The 25,558-nt window shown below is 64.2% G+C and carries 22 protein-coding genes; 12 read left to right on the forward strand and 10 right to left on the reverse strand.

The features are described from left to right. Positions 1 to 174: 174 nt before the first annotated feature. Positions 175 to 1,323, forward strand: coding sequence for an acyl-CoA dehydrogenase family protein (locus EN852_RS17670; protein WP_127876227.1), 1,149 nt, complete (start codon positions 175 to 177; stop codon positions 1,321 to 1,323). 72 nt (positions 1,324 to 1,395) lie between these two features. After that, the gene (locus EN852_RS17675; protein WP_127876228.1) at positions 1,396 to 1,791 is read left to right on the forward strand and encodes a RidA family protein; all 396 of its coding nucleotides are present in this window, start codon (positions 1,396 to 1,398) and stop codon (positions 1,789 to 1,791) included. On the opposite strand, the gene EN852_RS17680 is transcribed toward EN852_RS17675, so the two are convergent. Next, positions 1,792 to 2,883, reverse strand: coding sequence for an LLM class flavin-dependent oxidoreductase (locus EN852_RS17680; RefSeq protein ID WP_127876229.1), 1,092 nt, complete (start codon positions 2,881 to 2,883; stop codon positions 1,792 to 1,794). It abuts the gene before it with no gap. Positions 2,884 to 3,005: 122 nt separating this feature from the next. Here EN852_RS17680 and EN852_RS17685 point away from each other — a divergent pair, with 122 nt between their 5' ends. The 5 genes from EN852_RS17685 to EN852_RS17705 all read left to right on the forward strand — a co-directional run bounded on the left by EN852_RS17685 (position 3,006) and on the right by EN852_RS17705 (position 8,187). Then, on the forward strand, positions 3,006 to 3,767 hold the full coding sequence (locus EN852_RS17685) for an HpcH/HpaI aldolase/citrate lyase family protein (RefSeq protein WP_127876230.1): 762 nt from the start codon (positions 3,006 to 3,008) through the stop codon (positions 3,765 to 3,767). Positions 3,768 to 3,953: 186 nt separating this feature from the next. Further along, positions 3,954 to 5,144 (forward strand): pyridoxal phosphate-dependent aminotransferase, encoded by a 1,191-nt coding sequence (locus tag EN852_RS17690; RefSeq protein ID WP_246694324.1) that lies wholly within the window; start codon positions 3,954 to 3,956, stop codon positions 5,142 to 5,144. Positions 5,145 to 5,233: 89 nt separating this feature from the next. Further along, a complete protein-coding gene (locus EN852_RS17695; protein WP_127876232.1) occupies positions 5,234 to 6,031 on the forward strand; it encodes an ABC transporter substrate-binding protein in 798 nt (265 codons plus the stop codon). 160 nt (positions 6,032 to 6,191) lie between these two features. Beyond that, positions 6,192 to 6,866, forward strand: a complete 675-nt coding sequence (locus EN852_RS17700) for an amino acid ABC transporter permease (protein ID WP_095817790.1) — start codon at positions 6,192 to 6,194, stop codon at positions 6,864 to 6,866. Between the two features lie 46 nt (positions 6,867 to 6,912). Further along, on the forward strand, positions 6,913 to 8,187 hold the full coding sequence (locus EN852_RS17705; RefSeq protein ID WP_127876233.1) for a cysteine desulfurase-like protein: 1,275 nt from the start codon (positions 6,913 to 6,915) through the stop codon (positions 8,185 to 8,187). Between the two features lie 89 nt (positions 8,188 to 8,276). On the opposite strand, the gene EN852_RS17710 is transcribed toward EN852_RS17705, so the two are convergent. Genes EN852_RS17710 through EN852_RS17730 form a run of 5 tightly spaced genes read right to left on the reverse strand, consistent with a single transcriptional unit; the run spans position 8,277 to position 13,517 of the window. Then, on the reverse strand, positions 8,277 to 9,104 hold the full coding sequence (locus tag EN852_RS17710) for a dipeptide ABC transporter ATP-binding protein (RefSeq protein WP_127876234.1): 828 nt from the start codon (positions 9,102 to 9,104) through the stop codon (positions 8,277 to 8,279). Beyond that, a complete protein-coding gene (locus EN852_RS17715; RefSeq protein ID WP_073989469.1) occupies positions 9,101 to 9,952 on the reverse strand; it encodes an ABC transporter ATP-binding protein in 852 nt (283 codons plus the stop codon). The genes EN852_RS17710 and EN852_RS17715 overlap by 4 nt, the downstream gene beginning before the upstream one ends. Further along, a complete protein-coding gene (locus tag EN852_RS17720; RefSeq protein ID WP_127876235.1) occupies positions 9,952 to 10,860 on the reverse strand; it encodes an ABC transporter permease subunit in 909 nt (302 codons plus the stop codon). The genes EN852_RS17715 and EN852_RS17720 overlap by 1 nt, the downstream gene beginning before the upstream one ends. Continuing rightward, positions 10,861 to 11,868 carry an ABC transporter permease subunit gene (locus tag EN852_RS17725; RefSeq protein ID WP_127866398.1) on the reverse strand — a complete coding sequence of 336 codons (1,008 nt, stop codon included), beginning with the start codon at positions 11,866 to 11,868 and terminating at the stop codon, positions 10,861 to 10,863. A gap of 50 nt (positions 11,869 to 11,918) precedes the next feature. Continuing rightward, positions 11,919 to 13,517, reverse strand: coding sequence for an ABC transporter substrate-binding protein (locus EN852_RS17730; RefSeq protein WP_127876236.1), 1,599 nt, complete (start codon positions 13,515 to 13,517; stop codon positions 11,919 to 11,921). Between the two features lie 448 nt (positions 13,518 to 13,965). On the opposite strand from EN852_RS17730, the gene EN852_RS17735 reads away from it, so the two are divergent. After that, positions 13,966 to 15,909, forward strand: coding sequence for a long-chain fatty acid--CoA ligase (locus tag EN852_RS17735; RefSeq protein ID WP_127876237.1), 1,944 nt, complete (start codon positions 13,966 to 13,968; stop codon positions 15,907 to 15,909). A 71-nt stretch (positions 15,910 to 15,980) separates the two neighbouring features. Continuing rightward, positions 15,981 to 16,613, forward strand: coding sequence for a 50S ribosomal protein L11 methyltransferase (locus EN852_RS17740; RefSeq protein WP_127876404.1), 633 nt, complete (start codon positions 15,981 to 15,983; stop codon positions 16,611 to 16,613). Here EN852_RS17740 and EN852_RS17745 read toward each other — a convergent pair. Both EN852_RS17745 and pgi read right to left on the reverse strand, forming a co-directional pair. Beyond that, complete coding sequence (locus EN852_RS17745) at positions 16,610 to 17,335, reverse strand: HAD family hydrolase (protein WP_127866401.1); 726 nt, start codon at positions 17,333 to 17,335, stop codon at positions 16,610 to 16,612. The two genes, EN852_RS17740 and EN852_RS17745, sit on opposite strands and share 4 nt — an antisense overlap. A gap of 5 nt (positions 17,336 to 17,340) precedes the next feature. After that, positions 17,341 to 18,984, reverse strand: a complete 1,644-nt coding sequence (pgi, locus tag EN852_RS17750; protein WP_127876238.1) for a glucose-6-phosphate isomerase — start codon at positions 18,982 to 18,984, stop codon at positions 17,341 to 17,343. A gap of 320 nt (positions 18,985 to 19,304) precedes the next feature. Between pgi and EN852_RS17755 the strand changes: the two genes are divergently transcribed. Then, positions 19,305 to 20,798, forward strand: a complete 1,494-nt coding sequence (locus EN852_RS17755; RefSeq protein ID WP_112128115.1) for a PLP-dependent aminotransferase family protein — start codon at positions 19,305 to 19,307, stop codon at positions 20,796 to 20,798. Between the two features lie 222 nt (positions 20,799 to 21,020). Next, positions 21,021 to 22,610: a trimethylamine methyltransferase family protein gene (locus EN852_RS17760; RefSeq protein WP_127876239.1), complete on the forward strand. Its 1,590-nt coding sequence runs from the start codon at positions 21,021 to 21,023 to the stop codon at positions 22,608 to 22,610. Between the two features lies 1 nt (position 22,611). Here the strand turns inward: EN852_RS17760 and EN852_RS17765 are convergent, their stop codons facing one another. After that, positions 22,612 to 23,010 (reverse strand): hypothetical protein, encoded by a 399-nt coding sequence (locus EN852_RS17765; protein WP_127876240.1) that lies wholly within the window; start codon positions 23,008 to 23,010, stop codon positions 22,612 to 22,614. 130 nt (positions 23,011 to 23,140) lie between these two features. Further along, positions 23,141 to 24,946 carry an IlvD/Edd family dehydratase gene (locus EN852_RS17770; protein WP_127866405.1) on the reverse strand — a complete coding sequence of 602 codons (1,806 nt, stop codon included), beginning with the start codon at positions 24,944 to 24,946 and terminating at the stop codon, positions 23,141 to 23,143. A 151-nt stretch (positions 24,947 to 25,097) separates the two neighbouring features. Here EN852_RS17770 and EN852_RS17775 point away from each other — a divergent pair, with 151 nt between their 5' ends. Then, complete coding sequence (locus EN852_RS17775) at positions 25,098 to 25,547, forward strand: carbon monoxide dehydrogenase subunit G (protein ID WP_127876241.1); 450 nt, start codon at positions 25,098 to 25,100, stop codon at positions 25,545 to 25,547. Positions 25,548 to 25,558: the final 11 nt, after the last annotated feature.

Raw genomic sequence — 25,558 nt, forward strand, 5'->3', positions numbered from 1 at the left:
CTGCCGGCCATCTCCCCCGCAAGGGGGGAGATCAGATGTCGCGACCGCTTTCGTCAATCATCAACGTGGCGGGAAGTGCGCCGCCGATGCAACGGCCAATCTCCCCCCTTGCGGGGGAGATGTCCGGCAGGACAGAGGGGGGTGTGAAGGAACGCGACGCAGGAGACTTTCTCCATGCCTGACCGCTCCTTCCTCAACTGGCCCTTCTTCGAAGACCGCCACCACGAACTCGCGGAGCGCCTCGACGCCTGGTGCGCGAAAAACCTCCCCGTTGATCACCACGATGTCGACGCCGCATGCCGCGACCTCGTCGCCAAGCTCGGCCGCGACGGCTGGCTGAAGCCGACAGCGCTCGACCCGGCCCACCCCGCGCCGCTCGACGTACGCACGCTGTGCATCACGCGCGAGACGCTGGCCCGCCACGACGGCCTCGCCGATTTCGCCTTCGCCATGCAGGGGCTTGGCACCGGCGCGATCTCGCTGTTCGGCACGCCGGAGCAGCAGCGCTGGCTGGAAAGGACGCGAGCCGGCGAGGCGATCTCGGCCTTTGCGCTGTCGGAGCCGCGCTCGGGATCGGACGTCGCCAACATGGAAATGACGGCTGTCCGCGACGGCGACGACTATCTGCTTTCCGGCGAAAAGACCTGGATCTCCAATGGCGGGATCGCCGACCTCTATGTCGTGTTCGCCCGCACCGGCGAGGCGCCGGGCGCCAAGGGGATTTCCGCTTTCATCGTGCCTGGCGACGCGAAGGGTCTCGGCATCGCCGAACGGCTCGAGGTCATTGCCCCTCACCCGCTGGCGCGGCTGTCCTTCGACAATGTCCGCATTCCGGCTTCCGCCATTGTCGGCAAGCCCGGCGACGGTTTCCGCATCGCCATGTCGGTGCTCGACGTCTTCCGCTCGACCGTGGGCGCGGCGGCGCTCGGTTTCGCGCGGCGCGCGCTGGACGAGAGCGTCAGCAGAGCCGCCGAGCGCAAACTGTTCGGGGCGCCGATGGCGGATCTGCAGATGGTGCAGGGCCACATCGCCGACATGGCGCTCGATGTCGACGCGGCCGCGCTGCTTATCTACCGGGCCGCCTGGACCAAGGACATGGGCGCCGCGCGGGTGACGCGCGAAGCGGCCATGGCGAAGCTGTTCGCGACCGACAAGGCGCAAGAGGTTATTGACAAGGCGGTGCAGTTGCATGGCGGCGACGGCGTGCGCAAGGGCCATATCATCGAGAGCCTCTATCGCGAGATCCGGGCGCTGCGCATTTATGAGGGCGCCTCCGACGTGCAGAAGGTGGTCATTGCCCGGCAGGTGATGGGAGCGGCTTGAGCTGCCGGTGGGTCCTGTGAGTTTTTCGAACGCCGCCATTGCAGGCGTTGTCTGTTTTTGGGGAGGCTAGACATGCACACCATCCTGCAGCCTGAGGGCTGGGCCAAGCCGATCGGCTATGCCAATGGCGTGGCCGCGCGTGGCCGGCTTGTCTTTATCGGCGGCCAGGTCGGCTGGAACGCCGCGTGCAAATTCGAGACCGACGATTTCGTCGGCCAGGTGCGCCAGACGCTCGCCAACATTGTCGCTGTGCTGGCCGAGGCCGGCGGCGAGCCGCGGCACATCACCTCGATGACCTGGTATTTCACCGACAAGACCGAATATGTCGGCAACCTCAAAGGCATCGGCGAAGCCTATCGCGCCGTGATCGGCCGGCATTTTCCGGCGATGGCGGCCATGCAGGTGGTGGCGCTGGTCGAGGACCGCGCCAAGGTCGAGATCCAGGCGACCGCGGTCATTCCTGACTGACTACTGACGCAGCCCGGCCTGCTTCAGCAGCGGCAGAACGTGGTCGCAGAAATAGGGCAGTTCCTGCGTGTAGTTGACGAAGGACAGCGCGATGCCCTGATAGCCGTGCGCGGCGATTGCCGCCATGTCGGCGGCGATCGTTTCCGGCGTTCCAACCAGCGGGTAAGTACCAGCGCCACCGGCGAAGCGCTGGCGGTAGCGGTCATAGGCGTGCGGGTCGTGCGACTGCGAGAATTCCTTCTTGCCGGCCATGTGGGCGTCGACCGCTTCGTGGTCGGCCATGTCGACGGCGTAGCGCGTGTAATAGGCTTGCGCCTCCTCCATGGTCGGCCTGCAGACGACATGCGCCACCGTATAGACACCGACATCGCGGCCCGCCTTCGCGGCGCGTTCGCCGATATCGGCGACATGCTTGCCGGCATCGGCCATTTCCGAAAAGGTCGTGAACAGGTAGTCGCATCGGGCGGCGGCGAAATCGCGGCCCGGGCCGCCGAAAGCGGCGTTCATGGTCACCGGGCGCGGCAGCTGCAGACTGGCCGGCCGGCTCACCGCCTCCTTCAGGCGATAGTAGGCGCCCTCATAATCGAGCGGCTCGCTCGAAGCGTAAAGCCGCTCCAGGATCTCGATCCATTCGGCCGCCTGGTCGTAGCCCTTCTCGACCAGCGGTGTGCCGAACATGCCGAATTCCTTCGGGTTCCAGCCGCAGACGATGTTGAGCCCCGCGCGACCCCGGCTGATATGGTCGACCGTCGCCAGCGCCTTGGCGGCGTAGAGCGGATGAACCAGCGGCACGTGCACGGTCATGAAGAGGCCGATCTGTTCGGTCGACGCGGCAAGGGCTGCCGCCCAGGTAAAGGTCTCGAAGGAGAATTCGCGCACCTTGTTGCGGCCGCCGAAGCCGCGCCAGCGCGCGATCGGCAGCATGAACTCCAGCCCTGCGCGGTCGGCGATCTGGGCCGCCGTCAGATTGTCCTGCCAGCTCGCCGTCCAGCGCTCCGGCACATCGGTGATGGCAAGCCCGCCATCCGCATTGGTCGAGAAGACGCCAAGCTTCAGTCTGTTCGGGCCATGCAGGGGATGCGCTTTGATCATCTTGGAAACTCCCGGGCGGGACGCCACACGCTAGGCCGGCGTGAAAATATTTCAAGCCTGAAATAGCTTCGCCTCGCCGCCTTTTGCGGATATGGATTGGGCAACATGAAAAGGGGATCGGCATGAGCGAGTTCCGCCAGAAATGCATCGGCAAGACCAACCTCGTCGGGTCCTTTGCCGCCATTCCGCATCCGGTCGCCGTCGAGGTGATGGCATCCTCCGGGCTCGATTTCCTCTGCATCGACTGGGAGCACGCGCAGATCTCCCGCGAGACGATCGAAGCCATGGTGCGGGCGGCCGACATGCATCGCGTGCCGGCCATGGTGCGCGTTCCCGGCCATGCGCCTGAAGCCATCCAGGCGGCGCTGGACAGCGGCGCGCAGGGCGTGCTCGTGCCGCGTGTCTCGACCGCAGAGCAGGCAGCGATGGCCGTCAAGGCCTCGCGCTATCCGCCGCTGGGCGAACGCGGCGTCGGTCCGGGACGGGCCGCCGGATATGGCTATCGCATTCCCGAATATCTGGCCGCCGCCAATGAGCGGATCGTCGTCGCGGTCCAGGTTGAGACAGCGGAAGGTCTCGCCAACATCGAAGCAATCGCGGCCGTCGACGGTGTCGACCTGATCTTCGTCGGCCCCGGCGATCTTTCGGTATCGATCGACGCGATCGGCCCGGCAGGCGCGGACAGGCTGTCCGAAGCCATCGGGACGATCATCCGCGCGACGGTTCGGCATGGCAGGACCGCCGGCATATTCTGCGCCAGCCCGCAGAATGTCGGCCGATGGGCCGCCCTCGGCGCGAGCTTCTTCGTGCTGGCCAGCGACACGATGTTTCTTGGCGCCGGCGCGGCGGCCAATTTTGCCGCCACGCGCGATGAACTGGCGTAAAACGGGCGCGATCCGAGGCGTATCGGTGGGGCAACAGGGGCGCCAAACTTTTTAAGCTTAAAACTTTTGCCTTGAAATACGCGGCGCTTTGGATAGCATCCTTGATAGCGGCTGCGGTGGCAGAGGGACTTTCCAGTCAGTCCACCGTCGTGCTCCGGGTGGGAGGGGTTTCAGTCCTTGTCGTTTGTGTTGCCCCAGACATCGTCCAGCGCGCGCTACGCCTTCGACGGCGTGCGTGCCCAGATACGTGACCTGCACACGGAAAACATCGCCAACCTCGCGGTCCGCGCGCGGGAACTCGGCGATGTCATTGCGCTCTGGTACGGCGAAGGCGACGTGGTGACGCCGGCCTTCATCCGCGACGCGGCAAAGGCGGCCTTCGACGAAGGCCTGACCTTCTACGTGCCCAACATGCGCGGGCATGGCCCGCTGAATGAAGCGCTGTCGGAATACCAGACGCGCATCCATGGCCGCCCGATCCCGATCGCACGCACCACGGTAACGCCGGGCGGCATGCAGGCGCTGTATCTTGCCCTGGAACTGCTGGTCGATACCGGCACCAATGTCGTCTATGTCGCGCCGCAATGGCCCAGCATCCACAACGCCATTCACCTGATCGGCGGCGAGCCGCGGCCGTTCTCGCTCGACTTCAAGGATGACTGGCGGCTCGATCTCGATCGGCTGTTCGCCACTTGCGACGCGCGCACCCGCGCCATCTTCCTGTCGACACCGTCCAACCCCACCGGCTGGACCGCGTCGCGCGAGGAGATGCAGGCGCTGCTCGATTTCAGCCGGCGCACCGGCATCTGGATCATTTCCGACGAGGTCTATGGCCGGCTCTATTTCGACGGCGACGTCGCGCCCTCGATCCTGCAGATCGCCGAGGACGGCGACCGGGTGCTGTCGGTCAACAGTTTTTCGAAAGCCTGGGCGATGACCGGTTGGCGCATCGGCTGGCTGACGCATCCATCGGGCGTGGCCGACCAGCTCGGCGCCATGACGCAATATATCAACAGCGGCACGGCCGCGCCGATCCAAGCCGGCGCCGTGGCGGCGATCCGCCAGGGCGAGCCGCTGGTCGAAGAAATCAGGCAGAGGATCAGGACTGGCCTCGACCTCGCCTATGACAGGCTGGCGCAAATTCCAGGCATCATCCTGCCGACCAAGCCGCGCGGCGGCATGTACGCATTCTTCGCCATGGAAGGCGAAGCCGATGCGCGACAGGTCTGCGCCAGGATCCTGGAGACCGCGCGCGTCGGACTGGCGCCCGGTCACCTGTTTGGAAATTCGGCGGCAGCATTCCTGCGCATGTGTGTCTGCCGGGACCGCGACCAGATTGCGACTGCGCTGGAGCGCATGGTCGCCGCCATGAATTGACGCCCCGCTGGGAGGTGGGACGGCAACAAACCGTGCGGGGCGAGCCCCGCCCGATCGACAACAGAGGGAAGACCCAGAGGGAAAACCAAATGAGCTTTACGCGTCGCAACCTGCTTCTCATGGCCGCCGCCATCGGCATCGCCGCCGGCCCCGCCACCGCCTATGCCGCCGATGTGCTCAATGTCGGCGCCTATCCGACCAATCCGCCTTTCGAATACAAGAACGAGAGCGGCACTTTCGAGGGTTTCGAGGTCGACATCGTCAACGAAGCGGCCAAGCGTATCGGCATGACCACCGATATCGCCGATCTCGGTTTCCAGGCGCTGTTCGCGGCTGTCAGTTCCAACCGCATCGATGTCGCGATCTCCTCGATCACCATCACACCGGAGCGGTTGAAAACGCTTTCCTTCAGCCAGCCCTACTATGACTCCGACATGGGCATCGCCACCAAGACCGACAGCGCGATCAGCAAGGAAGCCGATCTCAAGGGCAAGGTTGTCGGCGTGCTCTCCGGCTCGACCGGCGAAACCTGGGTCAAGGACCATCAGGCAGCCGACGGCTTCAGCGACGTGAAGGGTTACGACACGCAGCAGAACCTGTTGCTCGATCTCAGCGCCGGCCGCGTCGATGCCGCCGTCAGCGACATCCCTGGCATGCAGTACTCGTTCCAGAAGATGAAGGACCTCGTGGTCAAGGAACGCATCAAGACCGGCGAGCAGTACGGCTTGATGATGAGCAAGGATCATCCGCTGCTCGGCAAGCTCAACGACGCGCTGACGGCGATGAAGAAGGACGGGACGCTGGCCGCGATCCATAAGAAGTGGTTCGGCAGCGACGCGCCGGCAGATTCCTCCACGGTCAAGGAAATGCCGCTGCCCAAGGCCTGAGCGGCCACCGGCAAAACGAGCGACGTGCCGGCTCCAAAGGCCGGCACGTCTTGTTTGATGCGTGACGTCCCCGGAACACCATGCTTTCGGCCAATCCGATTTCGATCGTCCGGGTCCTGTCAGGGCATCGCATGACGCAACACGGTCCGGGAATGCTCCCATGTCGCTGATCGACACTTTCTTCAATCCCGAGGTCATTGCGTCGAGCCTGCCGGCGCTGCTGCGAGGCTTCCTCAACACGCTGCTGCTCGGGATCATGAGCATCGTCATCGGCATCGCGGTGGGGCTGGCGATCAGCCTGGTGCGGCTCTACGCACCAAAGCCGCTGCGGTGGCTGGCCATCGGCTACACCGACATCTTCCGCGCCCTGCCGGTGCTGGTGGTGCTGATCCTGATCTACTACGCGCTGCCCTTCCTAGGCATCCGCCTGTCGTCATGGGCGTCGGCCGTGACCGCATTCGCCATCATCATGTCGGCCTATTCGGCCGAGGTGTTCCGCTCCGGCATCGAAAGCATTCCCAAGGGCCAGTTCGAGGCGGCGCAGGCGCTCGGCCTGCCCTTCATGCTCACCTTGCGCAAAGTGGTGCTGCCGCAGGCGATCCGCGTCGTCATCCCGCCGATGACCAGCAACTGCGTCTCGATGTTCAAGGATACCTCGCTTGCCTCGACGGTGGCGCTGCCGGAACTTCTGAAGGAAGCGACCAACGCGCAATCGCTCTACGCCAACCCCTCGCCGCTGATCGGCGCCGCGCTTGTTTATCTCATCTTCCTCTGGCCGATGGTCCGCCTCGTCAGCCTGCTCGAGCGCCGCTTCAAGGATGAGAAAGCGCGCTGACCGCCATCGATACCGTCCCCGTCCAAGCCCTTCGCAGGAGCGTCCCGTGAATAAGCACCAAACCGACACCACCAACGCCGCCGCGTTCCCGGTTGACAAGATCCGGGCCATGTTCCCCGCCTTGCAGCGGGCCGGCGACTTCATCTTCATGGACAATGCCGCGGGCGCTCAGATCCCGCAAAGCGTGCTCGATGCGGTGACCAACCATCTGGTGGCGCACAATGTGCAGCGCGGCGGCCGCTATGGGCGCAGCGTCACCGTCGACCAATCGGTCGCGACGGCGCGCGAGAGCGTGGCGCTCCTGATCAACGCCTACAGCCCGTCCGAAATCTGCTTCGGCATGAACGCCACCTCGTTCATCCGCCTGGTCAGCCTCGGCATCGGCCAGATGCTTTCAGAACGCGACGAGATCATCGTCACCGACATGGATCACGATGCCAACATAGCCACCTGGCTGGCGCTGGAATCAGCCGGCGCCAAGTTCAAATGGTGGCGCATGCGCGAGGACGGTAACCTGCATGTCGACGACCTCGAGCCGCTGGTCTCGGAGCGCACCCGCCTCGTCGCCTGCACGGTGACGGCGCATTCGATCGGCTCGATCGTTGATGTCGCTTCGGTGGCCAGGATCGCGCATGCGGCAGGCGCCGAAGTGTTCCTTGACTGCGTGCATTACGGACCGCACGGCCTGATGGACGTGCAGGCCTGGGACTGCGACTACCTCGTCTGCTCCGGCTACAAGAATTTCTCGCCGCATATGGGTTTTCTCTGGGGCCGCTTCGACACGCTGAAGCGGCTGCCGACCTTCCGCGAGGATTTCATTCCGGACGAACCGCCCTACAAGGTCGAGGCGGGCACCTTCATCTACGAGAACGTGTCGGGCATGGACGCGGCGGTGCGCTACCTGGAATCGATCGGCCGCAACTTGCTGCCCGAGAACAACCGCTCGCGCCGCGACAACATCGTGGCCGGCATGAACGCCATCCGCGGCTACGAGCTGATGCTGGCGCGCGAGATGATGAAGGTGTTGAAGGATTGCGGCGCGACCATCTACGGCGTTGCCGACGAGGCGCGCATCAACGAGCGCGTGCCGACCTTCTGCTTCAACATCGGCAAGCTGTCACCGCAACGGATCGTCGAGGAAATGGCCGCGATGCAGATCGGCATCCGCGACGGCCACATGTACGCGCCGCGGCTGATGAAGCGGCTCAACCTGTCGATGGACAGCGGCGCGATCCGCGCCTCGCTCGTGCATTACAACACGGTGGAAGAAGTGCACAAATTCGGCGAGGCGCTGCGCGCGATCATCTCGAAGTTGTCGTAGTGAAGTTGCGGTAAGTCCGGCGCTTACCCCCACCCGGACCTTCAGTCCGACCTCCCCACAAGGGGGAGGTAGGGGCGCGACGTTCCCGGTCAGGCCGCCTTCTTCTTCGCCAATCTCGCCTTGATGCTCGCGATGTCGGCGCGCGGGGTCGCGGCGAACAGCGTCTTGGTGTAGGCATGCTTGGGGTTGGAGAAGACCTCGTCGCGCGGACCGTATTCGACGGCTTCGCCGAAATACATGACCATCACGTCGTCGGCGATGTAGCGCACCACCGAGAGGTCATGGCTGATGAAGACATAGGTCAGTTGGAACTCGTCCTGCAGGTCGGCCAGCAGGTTGAGCACCTGCGCCTGCACGGACAGGTCGAGCGCCGAGACCGGCTCGTCCAGCACCAACAGGCTCGGGTTCAGCATCAGCGCGCGGGCAATGGCGATGCGCTGGCGCTGGCCACCCGAGAACATGTGCGGGTAGCGGTTGTAATGCTCAGGTCCCAGCCCAACCTTCTTCAGCATCTTCATCGCCAGGTCGCGCCGTTCCTCGGCCGGCTTGTCCGTGTTGATCAAGAGCGGCTCGCCGAGAACGTCGCCGATCTTCTGGCGCGGGTTGAGCGAGCCATAAGGGTTCTGGAAGACGATCTGCACCTTGCGGCGCATTTCCTTGGTGAGCCCGTCCCTGGCGATATCGACCTTGTTGCCATCGATGAAGAGCTCGCCGGAGGTGGCCGGATCGATCAGCGTGATGATGCGAGCGAGCGTGGACTTGCCGCAGCCGGACTCGCCGACGATCGCCAGCGTCTTGCCCTTCTCGACGCTGAAGGAAACGCCCTTCACCGCATGCACGGTGCGCGCGCCGCGGAACAGGCCGCCGCCGACATGGTAGTCGCGCTTGATGTCCTTGCCCTCGACGACATTGGTCATGCGCCGGCTCCGGAGGGTGCGGCCTCGAACAGCATGTCGGTCACGGTCGGCAGCCGGTCGCCGACGGCGTTTTCCGGCAGCGCCGAAAGCAGCGCGCGCGTGTAGTTGCTCTTCGGCGATTCAAAGAGCGACAGCACGTCGGCCTCTTCCATCTTGCGGCCCTTGTACTGGACGATGACGCGGTCGGCGGTCTCGGCCACCACGCCCATATTGTGGGTGATCATGATCAGGCCCATGCCGTATTTGGCCTGCAGCGAGACCAGCAGATCGAGGATCTGCTTCTGGATGGTGACGTCGAGCGCGGTGGTCGGCTCGTCGGCGATCAAGAGCTTCGGATTGCAGGCGATTGCCATGGCGATCATGACGCGCTGGCATTGGCCGCCCGACATCTGATGCGGGAAGGAGTTGAGCCGGTCGGCCGGATCGGGGATGCCGACCTGCTTGAAAAGCTCGATGGCGCGCGCCCGGCGCTGGGCCTTGTCCATGCCCATGTGGAAGCGCAGCACTTCCTCGATCTGGAAGCCGACGGTGAAGCAGGGATTGAGGCTGGCGATCGGCTCCTGGAAGATCATGGCGATGTCCTTGCCGATGATCTTGCGGCGGTCGGCCGGGCTGATCTTCAACAGGTCGCGGCCGTTGAAGGTCATGCGGTCGGCGGTGACGGTGGCTGTCCATGGCAGGAGCCCCATCACGGCCAGCATCGACACCGATTTGCCGGAGCCGGATTCGCCGACGATGGCGAGCACCTCGCGCTCGTCGACATGGAGCGAGACGCCGTCGACGGCGCGGAACGGGCCGGAAGCGGTCTGGAATTCGACGACGAGGTTCTGGATGTCGAGCAGCGCCATCACGACCTCCTGAGCTTGGGATCGAGCGCATCGCGCAGGCCGTCGCCGATCAGGTTGATGGCAAGCACGGTGATGAGGATGGCGAGACCCGGGAAGGTGACCACCCACCAGGCGCGCAGGATGAACTCGCGCGCCGAGGCGAGCATGGTGCCCCATTCCGGCGTCGGCGGCTGGGCGCCGAGGCCGAGGAAGCCGAGCGCGGCGGCCTCCAGGATGGCATTGGAGAAGGATAGCGTGCCCTGGACGATCAGCGGCGCCAGGCAGTTGGGCAGGATGGTGCCGAGCATCAGCCTGAGATGGCCAGCGCCGGCGACCTTCGCCGCAACGACATATTCGCGGCTTTTCTCGGCCATGACGGCGGCGCGCACCAGGCGGGCGAAATGCGGCTGCAGCACCAGCGCGATCGCCAGCATGGCGTTGAATAGGCCGGGGCCGAGGATGGTGACCAGAACCAGCGCCAGCAGCAACGACGGGAAGGCCAGGATCAGGTCCATGACGCGCATGATCGCCACGTCGACCCAGCCGCGGAAATAGCCCGCGAGCAGGCCGAGCGTGATGCCGCCGATGAGCGCCAGCGTGACGACGACCGCGCCGATCAGCAGCGAGAAGCGCGCGCCATAGAGCAGGCGCGAGAGGATGTCGCGGCCAACCGGATCGGTGCCGAGCAGATATTGCGTCGAGCCGCCCTCCTGCCATGCCGGCGGCCGCAGAAACGCGGTCTTGTCCTGGATGTCGGGCGCATAGGGCGCGAGCAGTGGCGCGAACAGCGCGGCCAGCACCAAGAGGATGAAGACGAACAGGCCGATGACCGCGCCGCGGTTCACCGAGAAATAGTGCCAGAAGGTCTTGAGGCCGGTGAGGCGATCCGGGCTGCCGGCGGCCATCGGGGCGATTTCGGTCTGGCTCATTTACGCCGCCCTGATGCGTGGGTTGATGACGGCATAGAGCACATCGACGATGAGGTTCACCGCCATGACGATCAGCGCGATCAAAAGCAGACCTGACTGCACGACGACATAGTCGCGCTTGGATATGGATTCGACCATCCACCTGCCGATGCCGGGCCACGAGAAGATCGTTTCGGTAAGGATGGCGCCGGCGAGCAGCGTACTAACCTGCAGGCCGATAGTGGTGACCACCGGGATGAGTGCATTGCGCAGCGCATGCACACCGATAACCCGGGCCGACGAGAGGCCTTTGGCGCGGGCAGTCCGTACATAGTCCTCGCTCAGCACCTCGAGCATGGCCGAGCGCGTTTGGCGCGCTATCACAGCCAGCGGAATGGTGCCGAGCACAATTGTCGGCAGCACCAGATGGCGCAATACCGAGCGGAATGCAGCCCACTTGCCGTAGATCAAAGTGTCGATGGTCATGAAGCCGGTGATCGGCTTGAAGAAGTACTGCAGGTCGATGCGGCCGTTGACTGGTGTCCAGCCAAGATAACCGGAGAAAAAGATGATCAGCAGCAGGCCCCACCAGAAAATCGGCATGGAATAGCCGACGAGCGCCGTGCCCATCAGCGATTGATCGAACCACGAGCCACGCTTGACGGCCGCGAAGATGCCGGCCGGAATGCCGAGCACCATGGCGAAGATCATGGCGAAGAAGGACAGTTCCAGCGTTGCCGGGAAGAGCGTCTTGAACTCCTCGAGCACCGGGCGCTTGGACGAGATGGAGACACCGAAATCGCCGGTGGCGACCTCACCGACATAGCGCGCGTACTGCTCCCAGATCGGCAGATCGAAGCCGAACTGTTGCTTGAGCTCTTCGTAGCGGGCGGGGGCGACGCCATGCTCGCCGGCCATGGCCAGGATCGGATCGCCGGGCAGCAGCCGGACGAAGGCGAAGGCGCAGATGGTGATGCCGACGAGGGTCGGGATCAGGAGGGCGATTTTGTTGAGAAGATATCGGAGCATCGTCGAATTGAAGGGGGCGGCGCCAAAGTTGCGCCGCCCCGTTCGCAATATTATTCGGCCTTGTCAACGCCGTCGAAGCGATGAATGCCGAGCGGGTCCATCTTGAAGCCGCTGACATTATTACGAACAACCGCGTAGACCTGGCTGTGGGCGAGCAGGAAAGCCGGAGCCTCCTTGGCGAAGATCACCTGCGCCTGCTCGTAGAGCTTGGTGCGCTCGGCCTGGTCGCTGGTCTTCTTGGCCTTCTGGATCAGGTCCTCGAAGTCCTTGTCGCACCAGCTGGAGTAGTTCGAGACGCCGATGGCCGAGCAGGCGAACAGGGTGGCGAAGAAATTGTCCGGATCGCCATTGTCGCCGGTCCAGCCGATCTGGAAGGCACCGGGACGGTCCTTCTTCTTGCCTTCGGCGCGATACTTGGTCCACTCGTAGTTGACGATTTCAGCCTTGACGCCGACCTTGGCCCAGTCGGCCTGGATCAGCTCCGCGGCGCGCTGGAAGTTCGGGTTATACGGGCGGACGCGGTCGGAAGCCCAGAGCTGGATTTCCTTCAGCCCGGCAGCCTCGAGCACCTTCTTGGCCTCATCCGGATTGTAGGCGTCGGTCTTCACATCCTTGTTCCACGACCACATGGTCGGCGGGATCAGGTTTTCGGCGGGCGTGGCGCCGGCATCCTGGAACAGCGACTTGATCAGCGCTTCCCGGTCGATCGCCTGGTTGAGCGCATGGCGCACCTCCGGCTTGTCGAGCGGCGGGATCGTGGTGTTGTAGCTCATATAGCCGATGTTCAGGCCGGCCTGATCCATCAAGGTCACGTCCTTGTTGGCCTTGATGGTGCCGATGTCGGCCGGGTTCGGATAGGGCGCAACGTCGCATTCGCCAGCCAGCACCTTCTGGATGCGGGCGGTGGCGTCAGGCGTGATGGCGAAGACGAGATCGTCGATCTTTTCCTTGCCCTTGAAGTAATCCGGGTTGGCCGCGTAGCGGATGACCGAATCCAGCTGGTAGTCGACGAACTGGAACGGACCGGTGCCGATCGGCTTGGTCGAGAAGTCGGCCATCTTGCCGTCCTTCTGCAGCTGGTCGGCATATTCCTTCGACACGATCGAGGCGAAATCCATGCCGAGATTGGCCAGCATCGGCGCATTCGGCTCGGTCAGCGTCAGCTTGACGGTGAGGTCGTCGACCTTCTCCCACTTGGCGACATATTTCGGCATGTCCATGCCGGTGTAGTAGTCCCAGGTGAGGTTCGGCAGATACTTGTCGCCGTTCCAAGGATTCTCCTTGTTGAACTGGCGATCGAAGGAGAAGACGACGTCATCGGCGTTGAGGTCGCGCGTCGGCTTGAAATAGTCGGTGGTCTGGAACTTCACACCCGGATGCAGGTGGAAAGTGTAGACCAGGCCATCGTCGGAAATTTCCCACTTGTCGGCAAGACCCGGCTCGACTTCGGTGCCGCCATGCTTGAATTCGACCAGTCGCGAATAGACGGTGCGCGAGGACGCGTCGAAGTCGTTGCCGCCGGTCGTCGTACCCGGATCGAAATTGGCCGGCGACGCTTCCGAGCAATAAACGAGCGTCTTGGCACTGGCCACGCCGCCGAGGACGCTTGCAGCCAGCAACGCGGCTGCAAAAGTCATTGTCTTTTTCATTGAGCACTCCCTGATGTTCTCTCAAGCCCCTCTATCAGGCTCGCGAAGGGCGCATATAAGCACCGTTTCTTCGCCTTTGGAACACCTCGTATGCGTACCCCACGGGAAGCAGGAAAAGAATCCGGATTATGCTCCGGCGATAGAAAGAATGAGCATTATTTTCTCCTCACAACATTATTAACGACGGGATTTTTTTATTGATCGGCTGTCCCGGGAAACGAGCCTGTGAGAGGCGCTGCTGGATGTCCGCCTGCCCTCCAGGAAGGCCGTGGAGAGCTGGATTCGACGGCAAATCTTTCCTCGCATTGCCGCTGGGGCAAGGCTTGCACGGTCGCGGATAGAGGCAATACATAGATGGTGGGCGGGATTTCCCGGAAAATCCGGACCGGCGTGGAGGACGCTTCTTGCGGAAGCGGGCGCCCAGATCGAACGCGACAGGGAGAGACAGGTGGCAAAAGCAGCCAAGACGACAGCCCCGGCGAAAAAAAGAGATAAGGCCGCCGCGGAAAGCAATACGCCCAAGGCTGCCAAGTCTGCCGCCGCATCGAAGCCGAAGACGGCCGCCAAGGCAGCGCCCGCCAAAGCAGCAAAGCCTGCCGCCGCCAAACCCGCAGCCGCAAAGACCAAGGCCGCAGCCGCGAAAGTTGACAAGCCGGCCACCGCCAAGCCTGCCTCGAAGGGCTTGCCGAAGGCGATCACCGAACTCACGGCCGGCCTGCCGGAAAAACCGTGGCTGAAAAGCTATCCGAAGAACATGCCGGCCGAGATCGGCGCCCTGCCCTACAAGTCCATCGGCGAGTTCCTGGTCGGCGCCTGCAAGCAATTCGCCGGGCGGCCGGCCTTCGTGTGCATGGGCAAGTCGATCACCTACGCCGAGCTCGAGCGGCTGTCGGCCGCGTTCGGCGCCTATCTGCAGGCGAGAGGCCTGGAGAAGGGCGCGCGCGTGGCGCTCATGATGCCGAATGTGCTGCAATATCCGGTCGCGATGATGGCGGTGCTTCGCGCCGGCTACACGGTGGTGAATATCAACCCGCTCTACACGCCGCGCGAACTGGAACACCAGTTGAAGGATTCCGGTGCGCAGGCGATCGTCATCCTCGAGAACTTCGCCGGCACGCTGCAGGCGGTCATCGCCAGGACGCCGGTCAAGCATGTCATCGTCGCGTCGATGGGCGACATGCTCGGCGGCCTCAAGGGCGCCATCGTCAACCTCGTCGTGCGGCGGGTGAAGAAGATGGTGCCGGCATGGTCGCTGCCCGGCCATGTCAAGTTCAACGCCGTGCTCAAGACCGGCGCGACCATCGCCTTCAAGCCGCCGACGGTCTCCAGCGACGACATCGCCTTCCTGCAATATACGGGGGGAACCACCGGCGTCTCGAAGGGCGCTGTGCTGCTGCATCGCAACGTGCTTTCGAACGTGGCGCAGAATTCGCTGTGGGTGGAGGACGCCTATGCGGTGAAGCCCAAGCCGGCGCATCTCAACTTCATCTGCGCGCTGCCGCTCTACCATATCTTCGCGCTGACGGTGAACGCGCTGATGGGCATGCAACAGGGCGCGCAGAACGTGCTGATCCCCAACCCGCGCGACATTCCGGGCTTCGTCAAGGAGCTGGCGAAATACCCGATGCACATCTTCCCCGGCCTCAACACGCTGTTCAACGCGCTGCTCAACAATGAGGAGTTCCGCCAGCTGGACTTCAAGCCGCTGATCCTGACGCTGGGCGGCGGCATGGCGGTGCAGAAGGGCGTCGCCGAACGCTGGAAGGCGCTGACCGGCTGCCCGGTCAGCGAAGGCTACGGGCTTTCCGAAACATCGCCGGTGGCCACCGCCAACAAATTCAGCTCCAGCGACTTCACCGGCACGATCGGCTTGCCGCTGCCCTCGACCGAGATCGCCATCCGCGACGATGACGGCAACAACGTGCCGCTCGGCGAGGTGGGCGAGATCTGCATCCGCGGTCCGCAGGTGATGGCCGGCTACTGGAACCGGCCCGACGAGACCGCCAAGGTGATGACCAAGGACGGCTTCTTCAAATCCGGCGACATGGGCTTCATGGACGAACGCGGCTACACCAAGATCGTCGACCGCAAGAAGGACATGATCCTGGTCTCCGGCTTCAACGTCTATCCCAACGAACTGGAAGAAGTGGTGGCGCATCACCCCGGCGTGATGGAAGCGGCAGCGGTCGGCGTGCCGGACGAGCATTCCGGCGAAGTGCCTAAATTGTTCGTGGTCAGGAAGGATCCGGCGCTCACCGTCGAGGCGCTGATGGCTTATTGCCGCGAGAACCTGACCGGCTACAAGCGGCCGAGATACATCGAGTTCCGCACCGAACTGCCGAAGACGCCGGTCGGCAAGATCCTGCGTCGCGCGCTGCGGGACCAGGCTTGAGCGATAGCACGGCCAACCTGAGGCGAGAGCCCGCGAAAGCGCTCGATCCGGCGGAATTCATCAAGGCGAACATGCGGCTGGCGCCGGTACCCGCGCTGCCGGAGGTCCGTCTCTATATGGCGCATCCCGGCAGCGGCCTGCGGCGGCTGCTCGAACCGGACGATGGCGGCGAAGGCGAGACGGAGCCACAGCCGCCCTACTGGGCCTATGCCTGGGCCGGCGGCGCGGTGCTGGCCCGCTATGTGCTGGACCGTCCGTCGATCGTGGCCGGCAAACGCGTGCTCGATCTCGGCGCCGGCTCGGGGCTGGTCGGTATCGCGGCGGCGAGAGCCGGAGCGCGCGCTGTGATCGCGGCGGAGGTCGACCGCAACGGGATCGTGGCGCTGGGCCTCAACGCGCAAGCCAATGGCGTCGCCATCCAGATATTCGAGGGGGATGTCACCGGCGGTCCGCCGCCGGAGGTCGAGCTGGTGCTCGCGGGCGATGTCTTTTACGCGCAGGATGTGGGACAGCGGATGATGCCTTTCCTCGACCGCTGCCTGGCCGCCGGCATCGATGTGCTGGTCGGCGATCCCGGCCGCGCATGGCTGCCGAGGTCGCGGCTCTGCCTGCTCGGCGAATACCAGGTGCCAGACGTCGGCGGAAACGGCGGCGGCGAGCCGAAGCCGAGCGCGGTGTTCGCGCTTGTGGCCGAACCCGGTTAGCCGGCCGGCACGTTCACCCGCGCGGCAAGAAAATCCGGCAAGTCGGCGACCGAGTCCAGGATGACATCGGCCATCGGCGCCAGCGAGTCGCGCGTGCCGGTGCCGGAAAGGACGCCCACCGCCAGGCCGCAGCCGCCGGCGCGCGCCATTTCGAGGTCGTGGCGGTTGTCGCCGACCATGGCGATCTCGCCGGGTCTCAGCCCGGTCAGATCGCAGAAGGCAATGACGGTGTCCGGCGCTGGCTTCGGGTTGGCCACCGCATCATAGCCGAAGGCGGCGTCGAAGAGCTGCGCGACACCGAGCGTGGCGAGCGTCTTCTCGGCGCCGCTGGTGGAGTCATTGGTGGCGACGCCCATGCGGTAGGATCGGTTGTGCAGCGCCCGCAGCGAATCGATAACGCCGGGAAGCGCCACCGCCATCGAGGAGCCCTGCACCGAGGTGATCTCGTTGAAGCGGGAAACGGCGAGCAGCTGATCCTCGTTAGACAGGCGCGGGAACCAGAGCTCAACGACATCCATGTTCGAGCCGGACGCAAAGATCGAATCGGGCTTGAAGCGCTTGGTGGCGAAGTCGAAGCCGGCGGCGGCGAGCAGCCTGTCGGCCTTCCAGCGGTCGCCCTCGGCAGCGTCCATGGCCATGAAGTCGGCGATGCCGAGCCAGGTTGCGTTGAAATCGACAAGCGTGCCGTCCTTGTCGAAGAGAATTCCCTTGATGTCTGCCAATCCTGTTACTCCGCGCCGCGCAATTGGTGGATGTGTCCCACCAGACCGGCAGTCGAGGCGTCGCGGTTTGCGGCAGTCTCCTTGCCCTCAACGACAGGCAGCAGGCCCGTCGCCAGTTCCTTGCCGAGCTCGACCCCCCATTGGTCAAAGGAATTGATGTTGAACAGCGTGCCCTCGACGAAGACGCGATGTTCATAAAGTGCGATAAGCCGCCCCAGCGTGCGCGGATCGAGTTTCCTGTAAAGAATGGTCAGAGAGGGGCGGTTGCCCGAGAAGACGCGGTGCGGCGCGATGCGGTCGACATCGGCCGGCTTCATGCCCTTGGCCAGCATCTGCGCGCGCGCCTCTTCCAGCGTGCGACCCTTCATCAAGGCCTCCGACTGCGCCAAGACATTGGCTAGCAGAAGGTCGTGCTGGTGCTTCAACTCGGGCTCATGACCTATCGCCGCGGCGAGGAATTCGACCGGTATGAAGTCGGTGCCCTGATGCAGCAGCTGGAAGAAGGCGTGCTGGCCGTTGGTGCCGGGTTCGCCCCAGACCAGCGGGCCGGTCGGCGTGGCGACCGCGGTGCCGTCCAGCGTGACGCTCTTGCCGTTCGATTCCATGTCGAGCTGCTGCAGATAGGCCGGCAGGCGCGACAGGCGCTGGTCGTAGGGGATGACGGCGCGGGCCGGATATTTGCAGACGACCCGGTGCCACCAGCCGATCAGCCCCAGCAGCACCGGCAGGTTCTTTTGCATCGGCGCGGTACGGAAATGCTCGTCCATCTCATGCGCGCCGTCGAGGAAGGCGCGGAAGTTGCGCGGGCCGACGGCGATCATCACCGGCAGGCCGATGGCGCTCCAGACCGAGTAGCGGCCGCCGACCCAGTCCCAGAAGCCGAAGACACGGTCCTGTTCGATGCCGAACTTCGCCACCAGGTCGAGCGCGGTCGAGACGGCGGCGAAATGCTTGCCGATCGCTTGCTCGCCCAGCGCCTTCTCCACCCATTGGCGCGCAGTCTCAGCATTCGTCATCGTCTCGACGGTGGTGAAGGTCTTGGAGGCGACGATGAACAGGGTCGTCTCGGCGGAAAGGCCCTTCAGCGTGTCATGGATATGGGCGCCGTCGACATTGGAGACGTAGTGCGCGCGCGGCCCGTCATGGTAGGGCGCCAGCGCCAGCGTCACCATCGCCGGGCCGAGGTCCGAACCGCCGATGCCGATGTTGACGATGTCGGTGATCTTCTTGCCGGTGGCGCCCGCGGCCTTGCCGGAGCGGATGGCGTCGGCGAAGGCGCCCATGGCGTCGAGCACGGCAATCACATCGGCCTTGGTGTCCTGGCCGTCGACCACGACGCTCTTGCCGGTCAAGTTGCGCAGCGCGGTGTGCAGCACGGCGCGATTCTCGGTAATGTTGATCTTCTTGCCTTCGAACATCGCGGCGCGTCGTCCCGCGAGATCGGCGGCGCCGGCGAGCTTCTCCAGCATCGTCATGGTATTTGCGTCGACCGCGCATTTCGACCAGTCGAGGAGGAGGTCGCCGTCGGTGGCGGAGAACGTCTCGAAGCGCTTGGGATCGGCGGCGAAGGCCTCGCGCATCGTACCCTTGGCCGCCGCGCGCTGATCACGCAGGGCGGCAAGTTGCTTGTCGAAAGATGACTGATCCACTGACGGGCTCCTGGCGGGTTTTTAGATTTATCTTAACAGGCCGGATGTTTCCGGCGCGTGTCGTCGCGTCATTTTCGCATCATTCTATTGAGCCTATTTCCATTTCATTCAAGCGCGGCTTTGCCGCAGTGCATCACGCTTTTATGATGCATTGCAGCATTGTTTTTACCGACCGGTAGATGGACCGCCTGCGCGGCCAATAGATCACTGGCATAAATCCCAGCGATCAGAAAAATTGATTGGCGCAACCCCTTATGCCACCCATACACTCCACTGGTCCAGCCAAGTGAAAACAGCTGGCCATCCGAGGAAGATTCCCCATGCCACAGCGCAATGACACGGCCATATGGTCCGGCCTCTTCCGGATTTCGGCTGAATCCGGCCAAACCCTCCAGGCGCAGATACGCCAGGCGATCGTCGCGGCTATTCTCGACCGACAGATCGCCGCCTCGATGCCACTGCCGTCCTGCCGGATTCTGGCGGAAAAACTTGGCGTTGCCCGCGGAACGGTGGTGCTCGCCTTCCAGCAGCTGGTCGACCAGGGCTTTCTGGTGGCGCGCGAACGGCGCGGCCATTTCGTCAATCCGGATGTGCTGGCCACCCCGGCCAAGCCACACCAGAAGGCGCCCGACCAGCAGAACGAGATCGACTGGAAGGCGCGCCGGCAGATCGCCGCCAGCGACATGCCGCCGCCGGCCAAGCACGACAACTGGATCAAGTCCTCCTACCCGTTCGTCTACGGCCAGTTCGACCCGGCGCTGTTCCCGACCGCCGAATGGCGCGAGTGCAACCGCATGGCGCTGGCCGTGCTCGAGATCCGCAACTGGGCGTCCGACATGGTGGATCGCGACGATCCGCTGTTGATCGAGCAGATCCAGGCCAGGCTCCTGCCGCGCCGCGGCATCTTCGCCAATCCGGACGAGATCATCGTGACGCTGGGGGCGCAGAACGCGCTCTATATGCTCGCCTCGCTCTTGATGACCAAGGGCTCGAAAGTGGCGATGGAGGATCCAGGTTATCCGGATGCACGCTCGATCTTCCGGCTGGCCGGCGCCGATATCCAGCCGGTTCCGGTCGACCAGCAGGGCATCGTCACCTCGTCGATCCCCAGCGATTCGGGCTTCGTCTTCGTCACGCCGAGCCACCATTGCCCGACCATGGTGCCGCTGTCGGCGGAACGCCGGCAGGACCTTCTGGCGCGCGCCAACCGCAACAACCAGATCATCATCGAGGACGGCTATGACAGCCAGCTGCTCGACGAGGCGCCGCAGCAGGCGCTGAAGAGCCTCGACCGCTCTGGCCGCGTCATCTATGTCGGCTCGATGTCGAAGACGCTGGCTCCGGGGCTGAGGCTCGGCTACATCGTCGCCTCGGCGGGGCTGATCGCCGAGCTTCGTGCGCTGCGCCGCTTCATGCTCAGGCACCCGCCGGCGAACAACCAGCGCGCCGTCGCGCTGTTCCTGTCGCTCGGCCATCACGAAGCGCTGGTGCGCAGGCTTTCCGCCGCCTTCGACGAGCGGCGCAAGCGGCTGGTCCATGCGATTTCCGCTTTCCTGCCAGAATGGCGCTCGACCGACTCGGCGGGCGGCACGTCGCTCTGGCTGGAAGGGCCGCGCGGCACCGATTCCCGCGGCCTGGCCGAAGCCGCTGCTTCGCGCAGCGTCATCATAGAACCTGGCGACCGGTTCTTCGACCGCAGCGAAAAGCCTTCGCGTTTCATGCGCTTGGGCATCTCCTCGATCTCGCTGCAGCATATCGAGCCGGGCATCCGCGAGCTTGCCACCGCCGCCGGCCGCAGGCCCGCGGCCGCCTGATTGCCATGGACTTTAAAAAAGAGCCGGCGCCGCGCCGGCTCTTTTTGTTTTGGCGCATCCTTGTCGTTTTAGAACCCTGGCATATTCGACGGAATCGGCTGGCCCATATGCTGTGCCAATGCCGGCAGCATAGTCGGGGCCAGAAGGGGACGAGGCAGGCCGATGGTGGACCAACCACCCGTGTCCCGCCTCGCGGATAAAGACAAAAAGTGGAGTGCTTCCATGTCAGTGGCTCTCGAGAAGCAGGAAACGTCGTCGGACCAGCGTTCGCGGCGTTCCGGCGGGCGCGAAGCGCGCCGCGCGATGCGGGCAGCACCCTTGGCCGACGACATCCGCCCGGTGCGGGCGGGGCTTGAAGGCGGCAGCTACGGGCCATTGAGCCAGGCCGACCAGGAACGCATCCACGAAGCGGTGCTGACGCTCCTGGAGACGGTCGGCTTCGCCAATGCCATCCCGTCCTGCATCGAAGCGCTGACCCGGGTCGGCGGCATCTATGGCGACGACGGCCGCATCCGGCTGCCGCGCGCGCTGGTGCTGGACACGATCAAAAGGGCGGCGCGCAACTTCACCCTCTACGGCCAGGATCCCAAGCACGACATGGTGATCCAGGGCAAACGCGTGCATTACGGCACGGCGGGCGCGGCGGTGCATCTGGTCGATGTCGAGAAGCGCGAATACCGCGAATCGCTGCTGCAGGATCTCTATGACGCCGCCCGTCTCGTCGACGGGCTGGACAACATCCATTTCTTCCAGCGCACCATGGTGCCGCGCGACATTCCCGACCCGCTCGATATGGATTTCAACACGCTCTACGCCTGTGTGATGGGGACGTCGAAGCATGTCGGCACCTCGTTCACCGTGCGTGAGAACGTCAAGCCGGCGCTGGAGATGCTCTATGCGATCGCCGGCGGCGAGGAGAATTTCCGGGCGCGGCCGTTCGTCTCAAACTCGAACTGCTTCGTCGTGCCGCCGATGAAGTTCGCCGAGGACGCCTGCGGCGTGCTCGAAGCCTGCGTCGAAGGCGGCATTCCGATCCTGCTGCTCTCCGCCGGCCAGGCCGGCGCCACGGCACCCGCGGCGATTGCCGGCGCGGTCGTGCAGGCGGTGGCGGAAGTGCTGATGGGCCTGGTCTATGTCAACGCAATCAAGCCCGGACATCCGGCGATCTTCGGCACCTGGCCGTTCGTCTCCGATCTCAGGACCGGCGCCATGTCCGGCGGCTCGGCCGAGCAGGCGGTGCTGACCGCGGCCTGCGCGCAGATGGCGCAATATTACGACCTGCCCGGCGGCTCGGCCGCCGGCATGTCGGACTCCAAGCTGCCCGACATCCAGGCCGGTTACGAGAAGGGCATCACCAATGTCATGGCGGGACTGTCCGGCTTGAACCTGGTCTATGAATCGGCCGGCATGCATGCCTCACTGCTCGGCTTCTGCCTGGAAAGCCTGATCATCGACAACGACATGCTTGGCCACTGCCTGCGCTGCGTGCGCGGCATCGAGGTGACCGACGACGCACTGTCGATCGACACCATAGCCGAGGTCTGCCTCAAGGGCCCCGGCCACTATCTCGGCAACGACCAGACGCTGAAACTGATGCAGACCGAGTATTTCTATCCCGCCGTCGGCGACCGTTTCTCGCCCAAGGAATGGAACGAAAAGGGCCGGCCCGATATCCTGTCGCGGGCAATTGCGGAGAAGAAGCGCGTGCTTGCCGAGCGTTTCCCGCGCCATGTCTCGCGCCTGCTCGACGACAAATTGCGCGCCCGCTTCGGCGAGATGATCAAGTTGCCGCGCAGCGGCATGGGTGGTTGATCTACTCGACGCTCAGCGCATAACGCACGACCACCTCGGCGTTGATCAGCTTGGCGTGCAGCGTCATCAGCACGATCCGCGCGTCGAAACTGTCGCCGGCCTCCAGCGCCGCCTCGATGCGGCGCTCGACCGCCAAGGTCAGTTCAGGACCATTGGCCTGCTCGAACACGTCCGGCCCGGCGACGCAATAGCCGCAAAGCTGCGCCACCGAGGTATACGCGTCAGGCGGCGGCTCGTCCGGCCAGCGGTCGTTCATCAGATTGACGATGGTGAGTTTCACGCCTTCCGGGACCAGGGCCGGATGCAGGTCGGCCTTGCGCAACGCGTCGTCGAGCTGGCGCAGGTCGCTCGAGCGGCCAAACATGCCGAGGAACCCAAGGGAAGAGCGCCGTTTCGCCACAGATGATCTCCCCTTCGCGAGGCTGCCGAGTTCGACCTTATCTGTGGGCTGAGCGTGGCCGAGACAAGGGCACGAAAAAGGGCGGCCCGCCGATGGCGAGGCCGCCCTCAAGATTTAGCCGACTAAAAGTTCAGTGATTGTCGCGCGGCACGCCGCTGGTATGCGCGACGTCCTGGTACTTCACAGCCGGCTTCAGCACCATGCCGGCCGAGAACTGGTCGACCATGCCGCGCTGAATCTCCTGCCACGGCGTCTGGTGCTTGGGATAGTGATAGCCGCCATTGCCTTGCAGCGCGGCGCGCCGCTTGGCGATCTCCTCGTCGCTGACGAGAATGTTGGCCGTGCCCTTCTTCAGGTCGATGCGGACGCGGTCGCCGGTCTTGAGCAGCGCAAGGCCGCCGCCGATCGCAGCCTCCGGCGAAGCGTTGAGGATCGACGGCGAGCCGGACGTGCCGGACTGGCGGCCGTCGCCGATGCAGGCCAGCGAATGGATGCCCTTCTTGATGAGGTAGGCCGGCGGCTGCATGTTGACCACCTCGGCACCGCCCGGATAGCCGACCGGGCCGGCGCCGCGCATGAACAGGATCGTATGCTCGTCGATACCCTGCGCCGGATCGTCGATACGGGCGTGATAATCCTCCGGCCCATCGAAGACCATGGCGTTGCCCTCGAAAGCCTCCGGATCGTTCGGATTAGAGAGATAACGCTCACGGAACTCGGGCGAGATGCCGCTGGTCTTCATGATGGCGGAATCGAACAGATTGCCCTTGAGATTGATGAAGCCGGCATTGGCCTTGAGCGGCTTGTCGGCGCTGCGGATGACCTCGTGGTTCTCGTTGAGGGCATCCCGGCAATTATCGCCCATCGACTTGCCGTTGACGGTGATGGCGTCGGGATGGGGCAGCAGGCCGCCCTTCATCAGTTCGGCGACGACCGCCGGCACGCCGCCGGCGTGGTGATAGTCTTCGCCGAGATATTCGCCGGTCGGCTGCAGGTTGACGAGCAGCGGCACGTTGAGGCCGATCTTCTGCCAGTCGTCATTGTCGAGCGGCACGCCGAGATGGCGGGCAATCGCGTTCAGGTGGATCGGCGCATTGGTGGAGCCGCCGATCGCCGAATTGACGACGATGGCGTTCTCGAAGGCCTGGCGCGTCATGATGTCGGACGGCTTCAGGTCCTCATGCACCATGTCGACGATGCGCTTGCCCGTCTCGTAGGCGATCTGGCCGCGCTCGCGATAAGGGGCGGGGATGGCGGCCGAACCGGGGAGTTGCATGCCGAGCGCCTCGGCCAGCGAGTTCATCGTGGTGGCGGTGCCCATGGTGTTGCAATAACCGGTCGACGGCGCCGAGGAGGCGACGATATCCATGAACTCGTCATAGTCGATCTCACCGGCCGACAGGCGCTGGCGCGATTCCCAGACGATGGTGCCGGAGCCGGTGCGCTTGCCCTTGTGCCAGCCATTGAGCATCGGGCCAACCGACAATGCGATGGCCGGAATGTTGACGGTGGCCGCCGCCATCAGCAGCGCCGGCGTGGTCTTGTCGCAGCCGATGGTGAGCACGACGCCGTCGAGCGGATAGCCGTAAAGCACCTCGACGAGGCTCAGATAGGCAAGGTTGCGGTCGAGCGCGGCCGTGGGGCGCTTGCCAGTCTCCTGGATCGGATGGCACGGGAACTCGAAGGGGATGCCGCCCATCGAGACAATGCCCTCGCGCACGCGCTTGGCGAGCTCGAGGTGGTGGCGGTTGCAGGGCGAGAGATCGGACCCGGTCTGCGCGATGCCGATCAGCGGCTTGCCCGACATCAGCTCGGCGCGGGTCAGGCCATAGTTCAGATAACGCTCGAGATAGAGCGCCGTCATGCCCGGATTGTCGGGGTTGTCGAACCACTCCTGCGAGCGAAACTTCTTTTTCTTAGTGGGGGCGCCTGCCATGGTGGTCTCCGTATTTGTATGACAAATCGATAGGACAACGCGCGAGCGCAAGCAAGAGGCAGACGCTGCCCGGACCCGGACTTTGGTGCGATAGACTTGTCGCGGCCCGCGCGCTACGACCAATCGGCATCAGTAAATCGGGGAGGTTTTGATGGCTTTGGTGATCGAAGGCGAGGAGCGGATCGCCGCACCCGTCAAGAAAGTATGGGAAGCCCTCAATGACCCGGAGATCCTGAAGGAAGCCATTCCGGGCTGCCAGAGCCTGGAAAAGCGCTCAGACACCGAGATGGCGGCGACCGTGGTGCTGAAGATCGGGCCGATCAAGGCGACCTTCAACGGCGAAGTGACGCTCAAGAACCTCAAGCCGCCGCATTCCTACACCATCCAGGGCGAAGGCAAGGGCGGCATTGCCGGCTTTGCCAAGGGCGGCGCCGATGTGACGCTGACCGAGGACGGGCCGGATGCGACGGTGCTCAAATACGCCGCCAAGGCCGAGGTCGGCGGCAAGATCGCGCAGCTCGGCAGCCGGCTGATCCAGTCGACATCGAAGAAATTGGCGGGGCAGTTCTTCTCGACATTCGGGGAGAAGGTCGGCGCCTGACCCCTTAGGGA

It is taken from the genome of Mesorhizobium sp. M2E.F.Ca.ET.209.01.1.1, assembly GCF_004010375.2.
Classification (GTDB): Bacteria; Pseudomonadota; Alphaproteobacteria; order Rhizobiales; family Rhizobiaceae; genus Mesorhizobium.

Coding starts and splice junctions, on each gene's coding strand:
- EN852_RS17700 (WP_095817790.1), top strand. CDS start 6,192: ATGTCGCTGATCGACACTTTCTTCAATCCCGAGGTCATTGCGTCGAGC.
- EN852_RS17675 (WP_127876228.1), top strand. CDS start 1,396: ATGCACACCATCCTGCAGCCTGAGGGCTGGGCCAAGCCGATCGGCTAT.
- EN852_RS17710 (WP_127876234.1), bottom strand. CDS start 9,104: ATGACCAATGTCGTCGAGGGCAAGGACATCAAGCGCGACTACCATGTC.
- EN852_RS17680 (WP_127876229.1), bottom strand. CDS start 2,883: ATGATCAAAGCGCATCCCCTGCATGGCCCGAACAGACTGAAGCTTGGC.
- EN852_RS17670 (WP_127876227.1), top strand. CDS start 175: ATGCCTGACCGCTCCTTCCTCAACTGGCCCTTCTTCGAAGACCGCCAC.
- EN852_RS17760 (WP_127876239.1), top strand. CDS start 21,021: ATGTCAGTGGCTCTCGAGAAGCAGGAAACGTCGTCGGACCAGCGTTCG.
- EN852_RS17740 (WP_127876404.1), top strand. CDS start 15,981: ATGCGGCTGGCGCCGGTACCCGCGCTGCCGGAGGTCCGTCTCTATATG.
- EN852_RS17685 (WP_127876230.1), top strand. CDS start 3,006: ATGAGCGAGTTCCGCCAGAAATGCATCGGCAAGACCAACCTCGTCGGG.
- EN852_RS17775 (WP_127876241.1), top strand. CDS start 25,098: ATGGCTTTGGTGATCGAAGGCGAGGAGCGGATCGCCGCACCCGTCAAG.
- EN852_RS17755 (WP_112128115.1), top strand. CDS start 19,305: ATGCCACAGCGCAATGACACGGCCATATGGTCCGGCCTCTTCCGGATT.
- EN852_RS17695 (WP_127876232.1), top strand. CDS start 5,234: ATGAGCTTTACGCGTCGCAACCTGCTTCTCATGGCCGCCGCCATCGGC.
- EN852_RS17730 (WP_127876236.1), bottom strand. CDS start 13,517: ATGAAAAAGACAATGACTTTTGCAGCCGCGTTGCTGGCTGCAAGCGTC.
- EN852_RS17725 (WP_127866398.1), bottom strand. CDS start 11,868: ATGCTCCGATATCTTCTCAACAAAATCGCCCTCCTGATCCCGACCCTC.
- EN852_RS17720 (WP_127876235.1), bottom strand. CDS start 10,860: ATGAGCCAGACCGAAATCGCCCCGATGGCCGCCGGCAGCCCGGATCGC.
- EN852_RS17770 (WP_127866405.1), bottom strand. CDS start 24,946: ATGGCAGGCGCCCCCACTAAGAAAAAGAAGTTTCGCTCGCAGGAGTGG.
- EN852_RS17715 (WP_073989469.1), bottom strand. CDS start 9,952: ATGGCGCTGCTCGACATCCAGAACCTCGTCGTCGAATTCCAGACCGCT.